Annotated in this window: 14 protein-coding genes; 6 read left to right on the top strand and 8 right to left on the bottom strand. The window is 71.0% G+C overall.

Annotation, left to right across the window (positions count from 1 at the left end; all coding sequences use genetic code 11):
- Positions 1-241 precede the first annotated feature (241 nt).
- From urtE to urtA, 5 genes are all read right to left on the bottom strand, one after another.
- Positions 242-943 (bottom strand): urea ABC transporter ATP-binding subunit UrtE, encoded by a 702-nt coding sequence (urtE, locus tag POL72_RS08560; protein WP_272094545.1) that lies wholly within the window; start codon positions 941-943, stop codon positions 242-244.
- Between the two features lie 5 nt (positions 944-948).
- Positions 949-1,818 (bottom strand): urea ABC transporter ATP-binding protein UrtD, encoded by an 870-nt coding sequence (gene urtD, locus POL72_RS08555; RefSeq protein ID WP_272094544.1) that lies wholly within the window; start codon positions 1,816-1,818, stop codon positions 949-951.
- A 16-nt stretch (positions 1,819-1,834) separates the two neighbouring features.
- On the bottom strand, positions 1,835-2,968 hold the full coding sequence (gene urtC / locus POL72_RS08550; protein ID WP_272094543.1) for an urea ABC transporter permease subunit UrtC: 1,134 nt from the start codon (positions 2,966-2,968) through the stop codon (positions 1,835-1,837).
- 14 nt (positions 2,969-2,982) lie between these two features.
- Positions 2,983-3,879 (bottom strand): urea ABC transporter permease subunit UrtB, encoded by an 897-nt coding sequence (gene urtB / locus POL72_RS08545; RefSeq protein ID WP_272094542.1) that lies wholly within the window; start codon positions 3,877-3,879, stop codon positions 2,983-2,985.
- Positions 3,880-4,013: 134 nt separating this feature from the next.
- Positions 4,014-5,315: an urea ABC transporter substrate-binding protein gene (urtA, locus tag POL72_RS08540; RefSeq protein WP_272095925.1), complete on the bottom strand. Its 1,302-nt coding sequence runs from the start codon at positions 5,313-5,315 to the stop codon at positions 4,014-4,016.
- Positions 5,316-6,039: 724 nt separating this feature from the next.
- Here urtA and POL72_RS08535 point away from each other — a divergent pair.
- Both POL72_RS08535 and POL72_RS08530 read left to right on the top strand, forming a co-directional pair.
- Positions 6,040-6,813: a hypothetical protein gene (locus POL72_RS08535; protein ID WP_272094541.1), complete on the top strand. Its 774-nt coding sequence runs from the start codon at positions 6,040-6,042 to the stop codon at positions 6,811-6,813.
- Between the two features lie 491 nt (positions 6,814-7,304).
- Complete coding sequence (locus POL72_RS08530) at positions 7,305-7,832, top strand: hypothetical protein (protein ID WP_272094540.1); 528 nt, start codon at positions 7,305-7,307, stop codon at positions 7,830-7,832.
- A gap of 208 nt (positions 7,833-8,040) precedes the next feature.
- Here POL72_RS08530 and POL72_RS08525 read toward each other — a convergent pair whose 3' ends face one another.
- The 3 genes from POL72_RS08525 to POL72_RS08515 are packed head-to-tail and all read right to left on the bottom strand — an operon-like array spanning position 8,041 to position 12,624.
- Positions 8,041-9,852, bottom strand: a complete 1,812-nt coding sequence (locus POL72_RS08525) for an NHL repeat-containing protein (RefSeq protein WP_272094539.1) — start codon at positions 9,850-9,852, stop codon at positions 8,041-8,043.
- A 1-nt stretch (position 9,853) separates the two neighbouring features.
- Positions 9,854-10,978, bottom strand: a complete 1,125-nt coding sequence (locus POL72_RS08520; protein WP_272094538.1) for a tetratricopeptide repeat protein — start codon at positions 10,976-10,978, stop codon at positions 9,854-9,856.
- A 5-nt stretch (positions 10,979-10,983) separates the two neighbouring features.
- Positions 10,984-12,624: a serine/threonine-protein kinase gene (locus tag POL72_RS08515; RefSeq protein ID WP_272094537.1), complete on the bottom strand. Its 1,641-nt coding sequence runs from the start codon at positions 12,622-12,624 to the stop codon at positions 10,984-10,986.
- A gap of 359 nt (positions 12,625-12,983) precedes the next feature.
- Here POL72_RS08515 and POL72_RS08510 point away from each other — a divergent pair, with 359 nt between their 5' ends.
- The 4 genes from POL72_RS08510 to POL72_RS08495 all read left to right on the top strand — a co-directional run bounded on the left by POL72_RS08510 (position 12,984) and on the right by POL72_RS08495 (position 19,723).
- Positions 12,984-13,919 (top strand): ABC transporter ATP-binding protein, encoded by a 936-nt coding sequence (locus POL72_RS08510; RefSeq protein ID WP_272094536.1) that lies wholly within the window; start codon positions 12,984-12,986, stop codon positions 13,917-13,919.
- Positions 13,919-14,977 carry an ABC transporter permease gene (locus tag POL72_RS08505; RefSeq protein ID WP_272094535.1) on the top strand — a complete coding sequence of 353 codons (1,059 nt, stop codon included), beginning with the start codon at positions 13,919-13,921 and terminating at the stop codon, positions 14,975-14,977. Before POL72_RS08510 ends, POL72_RS08505 begins: the two co-directional genes overlap by 1 nt.
- Before the next feature lie 218 nt (positions 14,978-15,195).
- Positions 15,196-18,063: a hybrid sensor histidine kinase/response regulator gene (locus POL72_RS08500; RefSeq protein WP_272094534.1), complete on the top strand. Its 2,868-nt coding sequence runs from the start codon at positions 15,196-15,198 to the stop codon at positions 18,061-18,063.
- An 88-nt stretch (positions 18,064-18,151) separates the two neighbouring features.
- Complete coding sequence (locus POL72_RS08495; RefSeq protein WP_272094533.1) at positions 18,152-19,723, top strand: response regulator; 1,572 nt, start codon at positions 18,152-18,154, stop codon at positions 19,721-19,723.
- The last annotated feature ends 107 nt before the right edge of the window (positions 19,724-19,830 follow it).

Here is a 19,830-nt window from a genome sequence, read left to right as displayed (position 1 = left end):
TGGCGTGGCGGTGCGCGGGGAAGGGCCGATGTCCGAGCCGATCAACCGTAGGCCCCGGGAGAGGGAGTTCGTGGCGTGGCGGTGCGCGGGGAAGGGCCGATGTCCGAGCCCATTTGACGTCCTCTGTCCGGCGTGCGCAGCGCGCCGGACAGAGGACGTCCCAGGCGAGTTCGGCGGGGCCCCGCGCACCGCCACGCCACGAACTCCCTCTCCCGGGGCCGGGCCGCCCTCGAGGGGCTCCTCACACCGCCAAAAACTCCCTGGCGATCTCGTCGTCGAACTCCGCCACGCTCCCCCGCCGCACGATCCCCCCGTTGTCCATGATGAAGTACTCGCTCGCCGTCGAGAGCGCGAAATCCAAAAACTGCTCCACGAGCAGGATCGCCATATCCCCCTTCTTCCCGAGCCCCTTTATCACTTCGCCTATCTCCTGCATGATCGACGGCTGGATCCCCTCCGTCGGCTCGTCGAGCAAGAGCAGCTTCGGCTTCCTCAGCAGCACCCGCGCGAGCGAGAGCTGCTGTTGCTGTCCGCCGCTCAGCGTCCCCGCCGCCCGCGCGTGAAACTTCTTGAGGATGGGGAACATCTCCATCATCTCTTCCAGCGCAGCGGGGCTAGGCGTCGCATCGCTCTTCGCCTCGAAGCCCATCAGCAGGTTCTCTCGCACCGTCAGGTAGGGGAAGATCCCTCGCCCCTGCGGCACATAGCCTATCCCCGCGCGGGCCCTGTCGCTCGGCGACCTCGCCGTGAGGTCCGCCCCGTCGAGCGTCACCTTGCCGCGCCGCGGCTTCAGCACGCCCATGATCGCCTTGAGCAACGTCGTCTTGCCGACCCCGTTGCGGCCCAGCAGGCACGACACCCGCCCTGGCGCGACGTCCAGGCTGACCTGCGACAGGATGCAGCTCTCCTCGTAATAGACCGCGAGATCCTCGACAACCAGCATGCTCGCTACCGCTCCTCCGCCTGAGCCTCGACCGGCGCTTTGGCCCCGCCCCGCGCGTGCCCCGCGTCGTGCGCCCGCCCGAGATAGACCTCGATCACCTTCGAATCGCGCTGGACCTCCTCGACCGGCCCCTCGCACAGCCGCCTGCCTGCGTGCAGCACCGTCACCGTGCTCGCGTAGCGCCGCACGAACTCCATGTCGTGCTCCACCACCAGCACCGACCGCTGCTTCGCGATCTCCTGGACGAGCTCCCCCGTGCGGTCGCGCTCGCGCCGGGTCATCCCCGCCACCGGCTCGTCGAGCAGGAGCAGCTTCGGTTGCTGCACGAGGAGCATGCCTATCTCCAGCCACTGCCGCTCCCCGTGCGCGAGCACCGCGGCCCGCACGTCCGCGCGCCGTCTGAGCCCGACGCGATCGAGCGTCTCGGAGATCTCCCTCTCTTGCTGCGCCGACAGCCCGCGGAGCAGCCCCGGCGCGCTCTCCCGGAAGCCCATCGCCGCCTCCAGGTTCTCGAGCACCGTGAGGCTCCCGAACACCGCCGGCGTCTGGAACTTCCGCCCGATCCCGAGCCGCACAAGGGCGTGCTCCGGGAGGCGATTCACCTCCACGGACTCCTGTCCGGACTCCCCACCTCCGTGGAACACCACTCGTCCGCTCGACGGCTTCGTCTTGCCGGTCAGGATGTCGAGCAGCGTCGTCTTCCCCGCGCCGTTCGGCCCGATCAGGAACCGGAGCTCCCCGCGCTGGATGGAAAAGTCGAGCTCGTCCAGCACCTTGAAGCCGTCGAAGCTCACCGTTACCCGCTGGACCTCGACGATGTTGCCGCGGCTCATCGCGCTGCTCCTCTCATCGTCTCCGCGCTCGTTTCTGCTCATCTCCGCGCCTCCTCCCTCAGCGACCGGTCGTCGCCGGCGCCTCCGGGCCCGCCGCCGGGTCGACCTCGTCCCCGCCCGCCGGCCCCGCCACACCGTCCGTACGGCGGCGCGAGAGCTTCGCGACGTGCCGCTGCAGGAAGCCCGAGACGCCCTTCGGGAGCAGCATGACCGACGCCGCGAAGAGCGCGCCGAAGCCGAGCTGCCACACCTCGGGGTACGACTCGCTGAGCGCGCTCTTGCCCAGGCTGACCAGGATCGCCCCGACGACGGCGCCGATCAGCGTGCCGCGCCCGCCGACAGCCACCCAGGTCACCATCTCGACGGACGGGATCACGCCCATCGAGGAGGGCGAGATGAGGCCGACCTGGCAGACGAACAGCGCGCCCGCGACGCCCGCCATGCCCGCCGACAGCGCGAACACCAGCGTCTTGAGCGTGACCGGGTTGTAGCCGAGGAAGCGCACCCGGTTCTCGTCGTCCCGCATCGCCACGAGCAGGCGCCCGAAGCGCGACTGGGTGAGCTTCCGGCACAGGAGATAGAGCGCCCCGAGGCAGAAGAGCGTCACGAAATAGAGCACCGTCTGCGTCCCGGCTGCCCCCCGCGTGAAGCCGAAGATCGTCTTCAGGTTCGTGATCCCGTTCGTGCCGCCCGTCACCGCCTGCTGGCCGATGAAGAGGATCGACGCGATCAGCGTGAGCCCCTGGGTGATCAGCGAGAAATACACCCCCTGGACGCGGCTCCGGAAGACGAGATAACCCACCGCGGACGCGATCGCCATCGGCAGGAGGACGACGGCGCAGAGGGCCACGACCGGCGAGCGGAACGGCTCCCAGAAGATCGGCAGCGCCTCGAGGCCGCTCCAGCTCATGAAATCGGGCAGCCGCGAGCCGGAGGTCTCCAGCTTCAGGTACATCGCCATCGCGTAGCCGCCGAGGCCGAAGAAGAGCCCCTGCCCGAGGCTCAGCATCCCGCCATAGCCCCAGATGAGATCGAGCCCCAGGGCGACGATGGCGTACGTGAGGAACTTGCCGAGCAGGTTCAGGCGGAAGTCGGAGAGCACGAGCGGCGCGACGAGGAGCGGCAACGCGACGGCGAGCGGCGCTCCCCAGGTCCAGACGAAGGTGCGAAGGGCAGAGTCTCGAGGGGCCATGTCCGTGTCCTCTCCTATCGTGTGCGCAGGGCGAGCAGGCCTGTCGGACGCCACTGCAAGAAGGCGATCACCAGCGCGAACACGAGCGCCTTGCCGAGCGACGCCGTCGTCGAGAGCTCGAGCAGCGTGTTCGCGACGCCGATCACGAGCGCGGCCACCACCGTGCCAGGCAGCCGCCCGAGGCCCCCGAGGATGACCACCATGAAGGCGTCGACGATGTAGTTCGTCCCGAGCGACGGGCCGATCGAGCCGAGCTGCGTCAGCGCGCACCCGGCGATCCCGGCGAGCCCGGCGCCGAGCGCGAACGTCGCGGCGTCGACCCGGCGCGCGCGGACGCCGAGGCACGAGGCCATCTCGCGGTTCTGCATGACGGCCCGCAGCCGCCTGCCCCCCGCGGAGCGGTGCAGGTACGTGTAGACGGCGACGATGCACGCGATCACGAGCGCGATGAGGAAGACCCGCTTGTAAGGCAGCTGCACGCCGCCCGAGAGCGCCACGCCGCCGCTCAGCCACGACGGGCTCGAGACCTGCACGTTGGACGCGCCGAACAGGCTCCGCGCGGCCTGCTGCAGCACGAGGCCGACGCCCCACGTGGCGAGCAGCGTGTCGAGCGGCCTGCCGTAGAGGAAGCGAATCATCGAGAGCTCGAGCAGGAGCCCGAGCACGCCGGCCACGAGGAACGAGGCCGGCAGCGCGAGCAGGAACCAGAGCCCGGCCTCGGTCCCCCCGACGAGCGGCGCGACGTGCTGCCCGACGACGTACGTCGTGTACGCCCCCGCCATGATGAACTCGCCGTGGGCCATGTTGATCACGTTCATGAGCCCGAAGGAGAACGCGAGGCCCATCGAGATGAGCAGGAGGATCGAGCCCAGGCTCAGGCCGTTGAAGGCGTGGAGGAGAACTTCGTTCATTCTAGAGCACCCAACCGATCGAGACGCCGCGCACAGAGAGGTTCGAGCTGCGGAGGCGCGGAGGGCGTCATGACGAGGCCCCGCGCCCTCCGCGGCTCCGTGGTCCGGCCTTCAGGCTCCGCGCCCGCGCCCCGCTACTTCGCGGCCAGCTCCTTCGCCCAGGGATACGCGCTCAGGTACGGATCCGGCTGGACCGGCTTGCCCGAGCTCCACACCTCGTCGATGAGTCCGTCCTTCCGGACCGCGCCGATGCGGACCGTCTTCCAGGTGTGCTGGTTCTTCCCGTCGAGCCGGACCAGGCCCTCGGGCGCATTGTACTCGATGCCCCCGGCCTTCACGGCCTCCTTCACCTTGGCGACCTCGGTCGACTTGGCCTTCTCGACGGCCATCTTCCACAGATAGACACCGAAGTAGCCCGCCTCGATGGGATCGTCCGTGACGCGCGTGGCGCCGTATTTGGCCTTGTACGCGTCGACGAACTTCTTGTTCTCGGGGGTGTCCGTCGTCTGGTAGTAGTTCCACGAGACGAGGTGTCCGGCGATGTTGTCGGCGCCGATGCCGCGCACCTCCTCCTCGGCGACGCTCACCGAGAGGACCGGCAGCTTGTCGGCGGTGTAACCGGCGTCCTTGAACTGCTTGAAGAACGCCACGTTGCTGTCGCCGTTCAGCGTGTTGAAGATCGCGTCCGGCTTGGCCGCGCTGATCTTGCTGATGATCGTGCTGACCTCGGTCCCGCCGAGCGGCAGGTACTCCTCGCCGGCGAGCTCGCCGCCCTTCGACGCGAGCTGAGCCTTGATGATCTTGTTGGCCGTGCGCGGAAAGACGTAGTCGGAGCCGAGCAGGTAAATGCGCTTCTTGCCCTTCTCGAGCAGGTAGTCGACCGCGGGGACGATCTGCTGGCTCGGCTCGGCGCCCGTGTAGAAGATGTTGGGCGACTGCTCCAGGCCCTCGTACTGGACCGGGTAGAAGAGCAGGCCGTTCAGCTCCTCGAACGAGGGCAGCATCGCCTTGCGGCTGGCGCTGGTCCAGCCGCCGAACACGACCGCCACCGCGTCCTGCTGCACGAGCTTCCTGGCCTTCTCGTTGAACGTGGGCCAGTCGCTGGCGCCGTCCTCGACCACGGGCACGAGCTGCTTGCCGAGCACGCCGCCCGCCTTATTGATCTCCTCGATGGCGAGCAGCGTCGCGTCCTTCACGGCCACCTCGCTGATCGACATGGTGCCGCTCAGCGAGTGGAGAACGCCGACCTTGATGGAGGCGCTGTCCGAGGCGGGCGCCGCGGGCGTCGTCCCGGGCGCAGGAGCCTCCTCGTTCGCCTTGCCGCACGCAGAGAGCAGGGCCGCGCCGGCGAGCGCCGCCATCGCGACGCAGAGCGCCCGCCGCCGAGAGGTGCCCGCCGCCGGCCGATCCTCAACGTCCAACCCAGACGTGTACATATTCAACGCATCCTCCTTGGGTGCCGGGGGCGCGTCCAATGCCCTGCATCGACGCGGCGCGGCGATTCGACTGCACAAGAGCCGTTGGGAGTTCGGGAGCCGGCCAGTGGAGACTCCCGGCTGGACACACCGGAGGGCCGCCCTGCGCAGCAGAGCGCGGTCCCCGGACAAGGGCCAGCCACACGACGTCGTGGTGAAAGGCCTTATGCCGAGTGGCATGTTTCGTCGAGGTTTCGTCGACGTGAAATGTCGCCCGGCCGGGAGGCGCGGTGCGTTTTCCGCGGGCCGTTTGGATTTCCGACCACAAAGCGCATCGAGTGATCCATCGTTGTTCCCGTTCCGCTCGAGAATCGTTCCGGCTCCGACTCCGGTGTGATGCACCGCACGCGGGGCGCGGGGCGCGGGGCGACGGGGGAGCGGGGCGCGAGGCGCGAGGCGCGAGGCGCGAGGCCATTGGACGCGCACGCGCGACCTCGCCCCGGGTCGTCACGCCCGATGTCGCTTGAGCCGACACGGTGTGGGGCGCTCTGGCCGCTGCGCGCACGAGCGCCGAGCGCTCCGGCGCTGTTGCGAGCGGTTGCGAGCGGTTGCGAGCGGTTGCGACGAGGTGCGCTCTCCAGTGCAATAAAAAACTTGTATCAAGAGCGGTAAATGGCGAGTACACTGGTAGATGCTGTCTGCGCCCTGTGCTCGGTCGACACGGAGGGCAGGCGGGGTGGAGCGTATGAGAAGCACCAATCACTTGCCCGGCGAGACGGATGGCCGATCCACGAGCGGCGGAGCGGCGCCGGACGGCGTTGCGGCCGGGCCGCGGGACGAGAACTCGGTGGTGATCTCCCTGAGCGCGTTGCTCGCGGTGGAGAAGGCAGCCACCACGACGAACGGCGCGCGGGCCGAGCACGGCGCGAGGAGCTCCGGGACGGCGGAACTCCACGGGTCCGCCGCAGGCGACGGAGAGCGCAGCAGCTACCTGGAGATCTTTCCGTTCGGCGTGCCTTCCGAGCTGCCGGCGTTCAGGCCACCCGATCTCACGCCCGTGCCCTCCGAGGTCCCGATCGACCTGCGCCCGCCACGCGCGCGACGGGCGGCGGGCGTGCGCTACGGAATCGTGGGCGTCCTCGCGGCGGCCGCCGTTGCCAGCGCGGTGTGGTTCGGCGCCCCGCGCGAGACGCTCCAGGCCGCTGCGCAACTCGGCGTGCGGCACGCGGCGAGCGCGGCGGTGACGCAGCTGCCGAAGGTGGAGGCGAAGGCCGCGGCCGCGCCCGCCGAGGCGCCTCCGGCCAAGAAGAAGAAGGGCGACAAGGCGCGCGAGGGCGGGGCGAAGGCCCGACCCGCCGCCCCCGCAGCCGGGGGCAAGGTGTCGGCGAGGCGCGCCGCGGAGAGCAGTGGACCGGCGGCCGCCGCGCCGCCGGCGAGCCCAGGCGGCGCGCGTACAGCGGGCGACCCCTGCAAAGGCGACCTCGACTGCGCCATGCGGCGCGCCGCGGGCGGCTCGTAACGCCGCGCGCGGAAGCAGAAGGGCCGAGAGCTCCCCGCCGTTCCATCGAGATCTCGATCGTTCGGAGCGCGACAGGCCACCAGCGAGCTCTGGTTGGCGCTTTCTGCCTCACCTTTGCCGTCGAGGTCGCCCGCGTGCCCAGCGCGTTCCCCTGGAGCAGGTTATCCACGCAGAGCCGCTTGATCTCCCGCACCTGCCCTGTGCTAGGGTCTGCTCCTGTTGCATAAAACGGCTGACAACCGATCTGTCCCGGTGGATTGTGCGCACATTGTGCAGAGACATGCGTGCTCCTGGCGCGGCCGCTTGCGGCGCGGAGGCGCAGCTGTAGGCACGAAGCAGATACCATCACGTAAAATTCTGGTGTAGGAACAGCGCCCGGCGCCGACGGTGGCGTTGAAGTGCACAGGGAGCGTGGCCCGGCTACGTCGCTCGACGTGTAATGCCGAGTTACGAGCCGCGCGGCGCGACCCTACTCGTCTGGAGGTGGATTCATGAAAGCTTTCGGTTTCGCAGCGATCCTGATCAGCGTGGGTATGATGGCGGCCTGTACGGTCACGAGCGGTGACGGCGACACGAGCGGCGACGGCGGCTCGGGCGCCTCGGGCTCGACCACGTCGTCGGCCACCACGGGCGAGGGCGGATCAGGCGGGACGGGCGGAGGCGAGGGCGGCGCGGGGGGCGGGGGCGAAGTGTGCGCCGACGCCGAGACCGCGGACGATTGCTCGGACTGCTGTGATGAGACGTACGCGGAAGGGGTGGAGGCCCTCGGGATTCACGGGTTCGAGCAGTGCGGTTGCGCGGCTGACTCCGCGTGCGCCAGCGTGTGCGATACCACCGATGCCACGAGCGACGTCTGCAATGATGACGGCACAATCAACCTGGATGCGAACAACGCCGACTGCGTGGCGTGCCTGAATGACCTCGCCGAGGACGATGCCTGCATCGAGGCCGCCGCGGCCGCCTGCGAAGACGACGCGGCGTGCAGCCCGTACCTCGAGTGCCTGGGCACCTGCCAGTGATGGCCCTCAGGCGCCGAGCCGGCGTCGTGCGTCATCGATCCTGAGGTGATCCGAGCCGGCCGGACAGGACAGGCGATCTCGACGAGATCGCCTGTCCTGTTTTGTCGCGTACCGTCCTGCCGGCGACCATCGAGGGTCGAGCGCGCCGAGGAGCCCCCTGCGATGAGCCGTCCTGGCGGATGCGACCCTGCCGGCGATCGTCGGCGCCCTACGGCGAGAGCCGCGCCACCAGGATGTCGGACCAGGTCGACTCCGCCGTGACGCCGTCGAGGTCCACGCTGCCCTCCAGGGTTCCGGCCAGCAGGATGTGGCCGCGGTCAACGAACGACGCGACCCCCGCCGCGGATCGGCTCCCGCCGCGGGTCCCGGCGGCCGCGCTGAGCCGCTTGCTCCACACGTGGCGCCCCCCGGCGTCGAGCCGCGCCACGACGATGTCGCTGCCGCCTCCGGCGCCGTCGAGCGGCCCGCCTCCGAGGTTGGTCGGGCCATCGACGTCGCCCGCCAGGACGAGCCCGCCGTCCGCCTCGAGCGCGAGGCGCGGCGGCCGCTCCGCGGGGTAAGCCCGGCTGAAGCGGTGCTCTCGCGCAGGCCCGAGCTCGGCCACGAACGCCGACATCCCCTCCGAGAACAGCGCGCTGCCGCCCAGATCGAGCAGGCCCTCGAACGTCCCGCTCAGCGCGATCTCGCCGCCCGGCCCGATCTCGATGTCGCCCCCGTGCTGCCGGCGGCCGTCGCCGAAGGCCAGCGACGCGACGTGCTCGCCGCGCTCGTCGAGCTTGGCCAGGAACACGTCGCTCATCCCCGCGGACGAGAGCCGGGGCGCCTCCTCGCCGAGCTGGAGCTCGCCTTCGAAGGTCCCTGTCATGACCACATCGCCGCGCGGGTCCATCGCCACACCGGTCGGCTCCTGGTTCCCCGCGCCGCCGAACTGGTGCGTCCAGAGCTGCAGGCCCGCGGCGCTGAGCTTGGTCACCGCCACGTCGGTCCCGCTGGGCTCCATCAGCGTCGACACGACGACGACCTCGCCTGCCGCCGAGACCGCGACGTCCTGCGGCCTGCCAGGGAGCCTCGCCCCCCAGCGCAGCCCGCCCCCGGCGTCCAGCTTGATCACGAAGCCCTGCGGCGCGTCGGCGGTGAGCCCCACGGCGCTCATCACCCCCACGAGCTCGCCCGTGATCGCGACCTCTCCCTCGAGATCCACCGCGAGCGCCTGCAGCGAGCCTCGCCCCTCGTCGACGAGCCGGCGCGTCCACGCCACGGCGCCGTCCGGATCGAGCCGCGCCACGAAGACGTCCTGCTCCGCGCCGGTCGCGACCTGCCCTGCGCCGAGATCGAGGGAGCCCTCGAACTCGCCGCCCAGGATCGCGAAGCCCCCGGGGCCCGCCGCGAGCGCGCGCGCCCTCTCCTGGCCTGCGCCGCCGAGGAGCGCGCCGAGCGGTCCGCCGGGGAGCACCGCGCCGCAGTCCCATCCGCCGTTGCAGTCCTCGTCGGCCGGCGTCGTGCAGTCCTCGATCCGCGGCGTGACCTCGCCGGCGCAGGCGCCCCACCGGCCGTCGAGGCCGCATGCCCGCTGGCCGGCGCTGCACGCGCCGACGCCCACGGTGCCCGGCGGTCCTCCGTACGGGCACGGCTCGACGGTCCCGGGGGTGCAGGCGCAGACGGCGCTGCCGCCGTCGGCCGCGGGATCCTCGGGGCGGCCGCCGTCGCCGTCCGCCTCGTCGATCTCGCCGTCGCAGTCGTCGTCGGCCGCGTTGCCGCAGCGCTCCGGCGCAGGCGTCACCTCGCCCTCGCAGGGGCCGTAGCCGTCGCCGGCGGCGTTGCACCGCATGAGGCCGGTCTGGCAGGCGCCGACCCCCTCGGTCGCCGGCGGCCCGCTGTAGCAGGCGATGGTCGAGAGCGGCGCGCAGCCGTCCTCCACGAGGATGCCGTCCTCGAGCCCGAGCAGCGCGTTGCAGCCCGCGCAGCCGAGCGCCACGAGGGTGAACCGCAGGCCGAGCCCGGTCGTGCCGCGCGCGCCCACGTCAATAACTCCCACCCACGACGAGGGAGAAAGCGCCGGGGCCGGCGGCGGCCGTCGCCGTGGCGCGGCGCGAGGGCGGGCCGGCGGCGCTGGGCGGGGCGGTCCAGAGGAGCAGGCCGGCCGCGAGCAGCGCGGCGGTGCCGGTCGAGAACGCGATCGTCGAGGCGGTGCCGGCCTTCTGCGCGTCCTCGCGCAGCGCGACCCCGACGGCGTCGCAGCGGCTCCGCGCGTCGCAGTGGCCCCGGTTCGAGGCGTCCCTGCGGGCGATCGCCTCCGCGCCGAAGACGGCGCCAAGGCCGAGCCCGACCAGGCCGGCGCCGCCGGTCGCGAGCGCGATCACGCGCTGCACGCGCCCTGCGCCGGCGTCGCCTCCGCGGTCGTCGATCGGCAGGACGGGAGGCGCATGCGTCCTGGGGCCTCTCGGCGCGTCGGCGAGCGGGCGAGGAGGCGGCTCCTGCGCCAGGAGGGGCAGCTCGATGACGATGCCCGCGCCGTCGGGCGGGACGAGGCGTACGACCGACCAGCGCTTCCTGCCGGGCGCCTGCGCCTCGATCGTGTGTGTCCCCGGGTCGACCGGGAGGGCTTGTCCCCACTGGGAGGGCAGGAGCAGCACGCCGTTGCGGCGGATCTCCAGCCCCGGCGCGGCGCTCCCGGGGGGCACGGCGACCGCCATCCGCGAGAGCCGCGGCTCGAGCGCCGCCGCGAGCGCGGCCGCGCGCGCGGCGCGGGGATCTCCCGCGCTCTTCGCGATGGCCGCGGTCTCGTTGAAGACGTTCCAGGCGCCCGCGGTCCTGCCTGCGCGCGCGAGGCACTCGCCGAGCCGCAGGAGGAGGTTGAGGGCGGTTGGATCGAGCGTCCGGCCCTGCTCGAGCATGGCACACGCCTCGGCGATGCGGCCCGCCTCGAGAAGGCGCGTCGCGGCCTGATAGAGCGCGAGCACCTGCTCCTTGTGCCCGCCCGGCTGTCCCGGGTCGGGTTTTGGCTGCTCCAGGTCGGACTGCGCCAGACCGGGCCCGCCAGCGTGGCCGCTCGCCGGCGCGATCGACAGCGACAGGGCTGCGAGGGCGGAAGCGAGCCCGCGCGGGCGCGAGCAACAGGGGACCTTCGGCAGGGCTCCTCGGCGCATGGCGATCACCACGGGCTGTCCGGCGCGCCCGCCGGCGCCGCGGCTTCAGCGCCGCTACCGGGCGTTGCCACGAGGGACGGCGCGCCTGCAGCCGCGCCCCGGGCGGGCGCCGGCGCATCCGCCGCCGTCCGCACCGCGGCGCCAGCTGCGGGCGCCGGCGAGGTCTCAGACGCGCGCCCCCCGCGCGCTGGCGCGCGCTGCGTACTCCCCGCAGCCGCCCGTGCGGGCGGCGCGGTCCTCGTGGACAGGACGGCGCCGGCTCCGCTGCGCGCGGCGGGGCGCGCGCCTCTGGCGTCGGCCTGGGGAGCGTCGCACGCGCTGGCAGCGCCGTCGTGCGGTGCACCTTCGGCCATGTCATCGGGCTCCTGGAACGACCTGGCTGCCACCGCGTTCCCCTTCGGCACCGCGGCGAGCCCCTGCGACACCGCCGCGAGGTGCTGCGCGCCGGTGCCGTCGGCCCAGGTCAATCCCGCTGCCCGTGGCCACCCGGGCGACAGGAGGATCGCGGCGAGCGTGGCGCTCGCGGAGACGGCGCCGGCCGTGGCCGCCAGCCAGGTTCGCCTGGGGCGGCGGCCTTCGCGCCTCGTCTCGGCCGGCCCGGAGGACGTCGTGGGCGGCCTCGCGGAGATCGCGGCCGGCCGAGCGGACGTCATGGCCGGCCGAGCGGAGGTCATGGGCGGCCGCGCGGCGGTCGTGGGCGGCCCATCGTCAAGCCACGTGAACGTCGGCTGGCTCCGGTGCACCCCCGTGGGCAGCGTCGCGTCGGGCGCTCCGCGCAGCGCGAACGGCGCGAGCGCGGCGGCGAGCTCGCGGGCCGAGGCCGGGCGGCGCGTCCGGTCCTTCTCGAGGCAGCGCATCACGATCTCCTCGAACCCCTGGGGCAGATCGGCGCACGCGTTCCCGAGCGGCCGGGGCGCCTTCTCCGACACGACCAGCACGAACTGCTCCAGCGTCTCCGCGCCGAACGGCAGCGTGCCGCTCACGAGCTGGTAGAGCACGACCCCGAGCGCCCACAGATCCGCGCGCAGATCGATGTCCTTGGGCGTCAGCATCTGCTCCGGCGCCATGTAGCGGCGGGAGCCCATGACCGACCGCGCCGTCGTCATCTCGAGCCCGTCGTGCTCCGGCTTCGTGCTCATGAACTTCGCGACGCCGAAGTCGAGCACCTTGAGGAGCGGCGTGCCGTCGGTCCGGTACGTCAGGAACAGGTTCGCGGGCTTGAGGTCCCGGTGCACCATCCCGAGCGCGTGCGCCTCCGTCAGGGCAACGCACGCCTGACGGACGTACTCCGCCGCCTCGTCGACCGGCAGCCGTCCGCGGCGCTCCAGGATCGAGCGGAGATCGTTGCCCGAGAGGTGCTCCATCACGATGTACGGCACCGGCAGCGCGATCCCCGGCCTCGGGGCGAGCGCGCCCAGGTCGTAGATCCGCGGCACGTGCTCCGTCTTCATCCGGAACATCCCGCGCGCCTCGCGCTGGAACCGCCTCAGCAGCGCCGCGTTGCCGCAGTGCTCCGGCCGCATGAATTTGACGGCCACGAGCTCGCCCAGCGACAGGTGCCGCGCCGCGACGACGGCCCCCATCCCGCCGATGCCGAGCGGTCGCTCGACCCGGTAGCGGTCTGCGATGACCTCGCCGCAGTGCACGGGCACCACTCCTTCTTCATCGCTCACCACGCGCCCCCCACTCCGTCGCTCTGAGCTTGCAGACCGGCCAGCCGCGATCTCGGACCGGATGGTTCCTTGCAGGGCCGCGCTCGACGCGCTCGCCGCAGGTGTCTGGTGAGATTCGATTCTCCGGAGAGGCGATACGTCGCGTCGTCTGTCGAATTTTCCGGCGCTCCTGTGGGCGCGTGGAGGTGCGCTTCGTCTGCTGAGGGCGATCCGAGTGCGCCTCCGCCCTGCACGCGTCGTCGCGCCGGAGGCCGTGATGGGCCGCGCCGAAGGCCGGGATGGATTGAAGTGTCCCGGTTCCTTTCTGCCGTCCTCTGCGATACAGACGTGCCGTGTCTGCCTCTCCCGCCCTGGTCTGCCGCGGCCTGGTCAAGCGTTATGGGGACGTCGTGGCCGTGAACGGGCTCGACCTCGAGGTGCAGCGCGGCGAGTGTTTCGGCCTGCTCGGCCCGAACGGCGCGGGCAAGACGACCACGGTGGAGATCCTCGAGGGGCTGAGCCGCCCCGACGCCGGCGAGGTCGAGGTGCTGGGCGAGCGCTGGGTGGGGGACGGCATCGCGCTGCGCGCCCGGCTCGGCATCCAGCTCCAGGAGACGCGCTTTCCGGACAAGCTCCGGGTCGGCGAGGTGATCGCGCTGTTCCGCAGCTTCTACCCGCGCGGCATCGAGCCGGAGCAGGCGCTGCGCTCCGTGGCCTTGCAGGAGAAATCGAGCGCGTTCGTGCGCACGCTGTCGGGCGGACAGAAGCAGCGGCTGTCGCTCGCCTGCGCGCTCGCGGGCGATCCAGAGGTGCTGTTCCTCGACGAGCCGAGCACCGGCCTCGACCCCGCGTCGCGCCGTCAGATATGGGCCATCGTCGAGGATCTGAAGGCCCGCGGCCGCACGATCCTCCTGACCACGCACTACATGGAGGAGGCCGCGCGCCTCTGCGACCGCGTGGGGATCGTCGATCGCGGGCGGCTGCTCGCGCTCGGCACGCCGGCGGCGCTCGTCGCCTCGCTCGGCGCCGAGCACGTCGTGGAGGTCGAGGTGGACGCGGAGATCGCCGAGGAGGAGCTCATGGGGCTGCCGGGCGTGGAGGCCGTGCGCTCCGCGCAGGGGGCGCTCCGGCTGACGGTGCGCGACGTCGCGCGCGTGATCCCGCCGCTGCTCGCGCTCTGCGCGGCGCGCGGGGCCACGCCGAAGCGGCTCGCGACGCACCACGCGAGCCTGGAGGACGTGTTCATGGCGCTCGCCGGGCGGACGCTCGCGGACGACGGGGCGGCGTGATGGCGCGGTGGCTCCGCTCCCTGCGCGCCTCGTCGCTCGCGCTGCTCATCCGGGCGCGGGTCGCGGAGTTCCTGCGCGAGCCCGAGGCGATCTTCTGGATGTTCGTGTTCCCGATCCTGCTCTCGTCGGCGCTGGCCGTCGCGTTCAGGGACCAGCCCGCGGAGCCCGTGCGGGTGAGCGTCGAGGAGGGCGCCGGGGCCGAGCCGCGGCGCGCGGCGCTCGAGGCGTCGGGGCAGGTCGTCCCGCGGGTGGTCCCGCGGGCGCAGGCGCAGCAGGAGCTCCGGACGGGCAAGGCCGCGCTGGTCGTGCTCGCCACCGATCCGCCCACGTACTGGTTCGATCCGGCGCGGCCGGAGAGCCGCCTCGCCCGGCTCGAGGTGGACCAGGCGCTCCAGCGCGCGGCGGGCCGCGCCGACGCCTTCCGCCCCGCCGCGCTCGAGGTGACGGAGGCCGAGAGGGGCTCTCGCTACGTCGATTTCCTGGTGCCCGGGCTGCTCGGCATGAACGTGATGCTGACCGGGATCTGGGGGATCGGGGTCGCGATCGTGCAGCAGCGCATCGGCAAGCTCCTGAAGCTGTTCGTCGCGTCGCCCATGCCGCGGTGGCAGCTCCTCGCGTCGCACCTCGGGGCGCGGCTCGTGTTCCTGGCGCTCGAGGTCGTGGCCCTGCTCCTGTTCGCGGTCCTCGTGCTCGGCGTGCCGATCGCCGGCTCGCTCGCGGCGCTCGCGCTGGTCGCCGTGGTCGGCGCGCTGTCGTTCGCGGGGGTCGGCCTGCTCATCGCGGCGCGGCCGCGGACCCTCGAGGGCATCTCGGGCCTGGGCAACCTCGTCACGTTCCCGATGTGGATCTGCTCCGGCGTCTTCTTCTCGGCCGATCGCTTCCCGGACGCGATCCAGCCTTTCGTCCAGGCCTTGCCCCTCACCGCGCTGAACGACGCGCTCCGCGGCGTGATGCTCGAGGGCGCGCCGCTCGCCGCGATCGCGCCAGAGCTCGCGCTCCTCGTCGTCTGGGGCGCCGCGACCTTCGCGCTCGCCCTCAAGCTCTTCCGCTGGGAGTAGCCCCCGCGGCCAGCGCCACCGGGCCACGGTGCGCGAGCTCACCGGCGCACGCTGTGCGCCAATCGATCTCTCGCTGAGCCAGCATGTCAGTCAACCTGCGTCGAGGTGGCGGAGCAGTCCTCTTGACCCTCGCATGATCCTACCGTGTGTCCATATTTTCTGTTCGGGACATTGACCTTCCAAAGTGGCACGGTCCTGTATTCGTGTACGATGACCGCATGAATGAACGGGGGGAGCGGAGCAGCCAACGCCCTCGCACCGCACCGAGTCTGTCCTTCTGGGTCGCGGGGCCGCTGGCCGTCGCGCTGCTCGTGTTCGTGGGGCCGGGGCTGTGGATCGCGGCGTGGGCCATCGAGGGCGCGATCCTGAAGAACGAGCTGGGCGTTCTCGCGCGGACGCATGACGAGTGGACCCGCCGCATGAACGACCGCCTCATCCAGGCAGAGGCGAGCGTCGTCCGGTACGGCCGCCTGCTCACCTCGGCATTGCATGAGGTCGAGGGAGAATCCCCGCAGAAGTTCGACGCCCTCGTCGGGTCGTCGCGCGACGGCGGCATGGTGTCGCGCAACGCGGGCTTCGAGCCCAAGCGAGACGCCATCATCTGGCTGCCCGCGGGGTACCCGCTCGACGACCAAGAGAAGGTCTTTCTCCTGCAGTTGAAGCGCATGACCGAGCTGTACTCGGCGGGAGCGCCGGGGGAGCCCATCAACACATGGCTCATCCCCAGGCGGAACGGGCTCGTGATGTACTGGCCCAGCTACACGAGCTACATCGACCAGGTCGACACGACCGTCGATTTCGTCAACTCGGAGTGGACGACGCTCGTGCTGCCGGCGAACAACCCTGAAGGAAAGCCGCGCTGGACGCCGACGAGCTACGACCCAGGGGCGCGCGAGTGGATGGTGAGCGTCGTGGTGCCGTTCTTCCACGACGGGGTGTTTGCGGGCAGCGCCGGGCACGATGTCACGGTCAACGCGGTGATGGACAGCTTCCGGGAGCTCTCGCTGTATCCGGGGACGGAGCACGCCCTCGTGAGGGGCGACGGGACGGTGCTCGTCTCGAGCGTGCACCAGGACAAGATCCACGGGAGCAAAGGGACGCTGACGGTCGACTCCATCGGCGACGACGATCTCAAGCGCGCGTTCGAGGCGGCGAAGCGCGACAACGCCATGGCGGCGCACGTGGTCGGCCGCACGGATGAGCGGGTGATCGTGGCGGCGCGCATCGCCGCGCCGGACTGGTACCTGCTCACCGACGTACCTCGCGCGGCGCTGCTCTCGTCGGTGAAGGGGCTGTACTGGGACTACTGGCTGATCGCGGCGTTCTCGATCCTGGCGCTCGTCGCGCTGCCCGTGCTCGTGATCATGCGCGTGACCTTGCCGTCCGTGCGGCAGCTCGTCACAGCGGCCGAGCGGATCCGGGGCGGTGACCTCGATCAGCGCTTCGAGGCGTCAGGCACCCGGGAGTTCGTGCACATCGGCGACGCGCTGAACGGCATGGCCCAGCAGCTCCGTGAGACGTTCGCCGCCCTGGCGAAGACGAACGAGGAGCTCGAGCAGCGCGTCGAGCAGCGCACCGCCGAGCTCAAGGAGGCGACGGTCGCCGCGGACGCGGCCAACAGGGCGAAGAGCGACTTCCTCGCCAACATGAGCCACGAGCTGCGGACACCGCTCAACGGCATCCTCGGGTATGCCCAGATCCTGCGGCGCTCCAAGAGCCTGGGCCAGCAGGATCTGCGCGGCGTCGAGGTCATCGCCGAGTCCGGCTCTCATCTGCTGACCCTCATCAACGACGTCCTCGATCTGGCGAAGATCGAGTCGCGGACGATGGAGATTCACCCCAACGATTTCCATTTCCCGTCGTTCTTGCACGCGACGGCCGAGATCTGCCGGATCCGCGCGGAGCAGAAGGGGATCGCGTTCGTGTTCAAGCCCGGCCCCACGCTGCCCGCGGGGGTGCGCGTCGACCAGCGGCGCCTGCGCCAGATCTTGCTCAATTTGCTCGGCAACGCCATCAAGTTCACCGAGAACGGCAGCGTCACCTTCACGGTCGTGGAGGTGCCAGGCGGGCCCCAAGGCGCGCGCAAGGATCTCCCGGAGGGCGGCGCGAGCCCCGAGTCGCGAACCCAGATGCACAGGATACGCTTCGAGATCGAGGACACGGGGACCGGCATCAGCGCCGAACACCTGGGCGAGATATTCCTGCCCTTCAAGCAGGTCGGAGACAAGAGTCGTCACCGCGAGGGCACCGGGCTCGGGCTGGCGATCAGCCAGCGCATCGTCACGCTGATGGGCAGCTCCATCCAGGTCAGGAGCGAGCTCGGGAAAGGCAGCGTCTTCTGGGTGGACCTGACGCTCGCCGAGGCGCCCAACTGGACGGACACCGTGAGGCGCACGGAGCAGGGGCAGATCGTGGGCTACAGGGGCCCGCGACGGAGGCTCCTCGTGGTGGACGACAAGCCGGAGAACCGCGCCGTGGTCATCAGCATGCTCGCGACCCTCGGGTTCGAGCTGGCGGAGGCGAACGACGGCCAGGAGGGCCTGGCCAGGACGGCGAGCGAGAGGTTCGATCTGATCATCACCGATCTCGCGATGCCCGTGCTCGACGGCTGGGAAATGATGCGCCGCATGCGCAAGGTGCCAGAGCTCGGAGGGACGGTCATCATCGCGTCCTCCGCCAGCGCGTTCATCACCGACCAGGACAAGAGCCTGGAAGCCGGCGCGGACGATTTCCTGGCCAAGCCGCTGCAGATGGATGAGCTGCTCGAGAAGCTGCAGCGGCACCTCAAGCTGGAGTGGATCTACGAGCGGCAGGACGGCGCCAGCGAGGAGACGGAGCCGAGCCCGAGCTCGGGTGTGGCCAGCCCCCCCGATGTCGCCCTGCCCCCGGACGAGGACCTCAAGGCCTTGCGCGAGCTCGCGCGCAAGGGGCTCGTCAACCACATCCAGAAATACGCGGACAAGCTCGAGCTGGGCGACCCGCGGCTCGGGCCTTTCGCCAAGCACCTGCGCGAGCTCTCCGAGGACTTCCGGCTGGAGTCGATAGAAGAGTTCGTCGGCGGGCGCATCGACGGTAGCGCCCGATGAGCGCCGGTTTGGGATTCATTGTGAGTGTAGTCATCCTCATACAGCGTCGCTGACGCGAAGAGTGAGGTTAGCCGCTGGAGAGGGCAGTGTGACGAACGTGAGTGATACGGGCACGGTCCTGATCGTCGACGATGAGCCACGCAACCTGAGGCTGCTCCGCGACAACCTCTCGGGCTGGGGGTTCGAGATCGCGGCCGCGACGAACGGCCTGCGGGCCATCCAGCTCGCGAAGGAAGTGGCGCCGGATCTCATCTTGCTGGACGTGAAGATGGAAGGGATCGACGGCTTCGAGACGTGCCGGCGGCTCAAGGCGGATCCGGTCACGAGCGACATCCCTGTCATCTTCATGACGGCGAGCACGGAGATGAACGCGGACAAGGTGAAGGGGCTGAACCTCGGCGCCGTGGAGTTCCTCCTCAAGCCGTTCCAGAGCGAGGAGCTGCTCGCGCGCGTCCGGGTGCAAACGAAGCTCAGGCAGCTGATGAAGAGCCTCGCGGCGCAGGTCGAGGAGCGCGTCGCCGCCGAGGCGGCGCTGCAGAAGCTCACGCACGAGCTGGAGCGGCGCGTGGCGGCGCGGACGGCGGAGCTCGAGCGGGCCCTGGAGGAGCTCACGCAGGCTCAAGCCCAGATGGCGACGGTCATCGGGGCAGCGCAGACGGTCGCCGGCGAGGTCGTCCTCGACAGGGTGCTCGATCGGCTGCTGCGGATCACGCTCGAGCACGCCGGCGCCGAGAGGTGCGTCCTCGTCCTCGCGCGCGAGGGCGGGCTCTTCGTGGAGGCTTCGATCACGAGGGATCGACCGGACGCGGTCCGGCTGGGGCTCGCGACGCCCGTCGAGGCGGACGCGCAGCTCGCCGTGACGGTCGTCCAGGGAGTGGCCAGGACCAAGGAGTCCGTCTTCATCCAGGATACGCGCGGCGAGCCTGGCCTCGCCGGGGACCGCTACCTCGGCGCGCGCGGACCGAGGTCGATCCTGTGCATGGCGATGATGCATCAGGGCGAGCTGACGGGCGTCCTGTACGTCGAGCGCGAGGCGGTCCCTCACCCCTACACACCGACGCAGCTGGAGACGCTGAGGCTCCTCGCCTCCCAGGCGGCCGTGGCCGTGAAGGTCGCTCTCCTCTACGCCGCCCTCCGCAGGTCGAACGAGCAGCTGGAGACGGAGGTCGCGCGCCAGACCGAGGAGCTCCGCAGGACGAACGAGCGGCTGACGCTGGAGCTCACCGAGCGCGAGCGCGCGGAGCTGGCGCGCGCGGCGCTGCAGGAGGAGATCATCCGGGTGCAGAAAGAGCGGCTGGCGGAGCTCTCCACGCCGCTCATCCCGATCACCGAGCGGATCATGGTCATGCCGCTGATCGGGACGATCGACGCGAGCCGCGCGCAGCAGGCGCTCGAAGCGGCGCTGAACGCCGTGCACGGGAACCGGACGGACGTCGTGATCATCGACGTCACGGGCGTGACGATCATCGACTCCGCTGTCGCGACCACGCTGATGGCCACGGCGGCGGCGCTCCGGCTGCTCGGCGCGACGACGGTGATCACCGGCCTGCGCCCCGAGCTGGCGCAAACGCTCGTCTCGCTCGAGATCGATCTCAGCACCGTGGTCACCCGGGGGACGCTCCGGAGCGGCATCGACTATGCGCTGCGACAGGTCCGCTGACGTCGTCTTGCCGGCGCGCCTGCGGGATCGCGGTGAGGCGGCACACGGTAACTCGATATCATGACAGTCACGCTGTGCGACCACGTAGCCAGCTCACCGCCAGCGAG

This window comes from Sorangium aterium (assembly GCF_028368935.1).
Classification (GTDB): domain Bacteria; phylum Myxococcota_A; class Polyangia; order Polyangiales; family Polyangiaceae; genus Sorangium; species Sorangium atrum.
The sequence above is the reverse complement of the archived record's forward strand: the minus strand, read 5'-3'. Positions and strand labels throughout refer to the sequence as shown.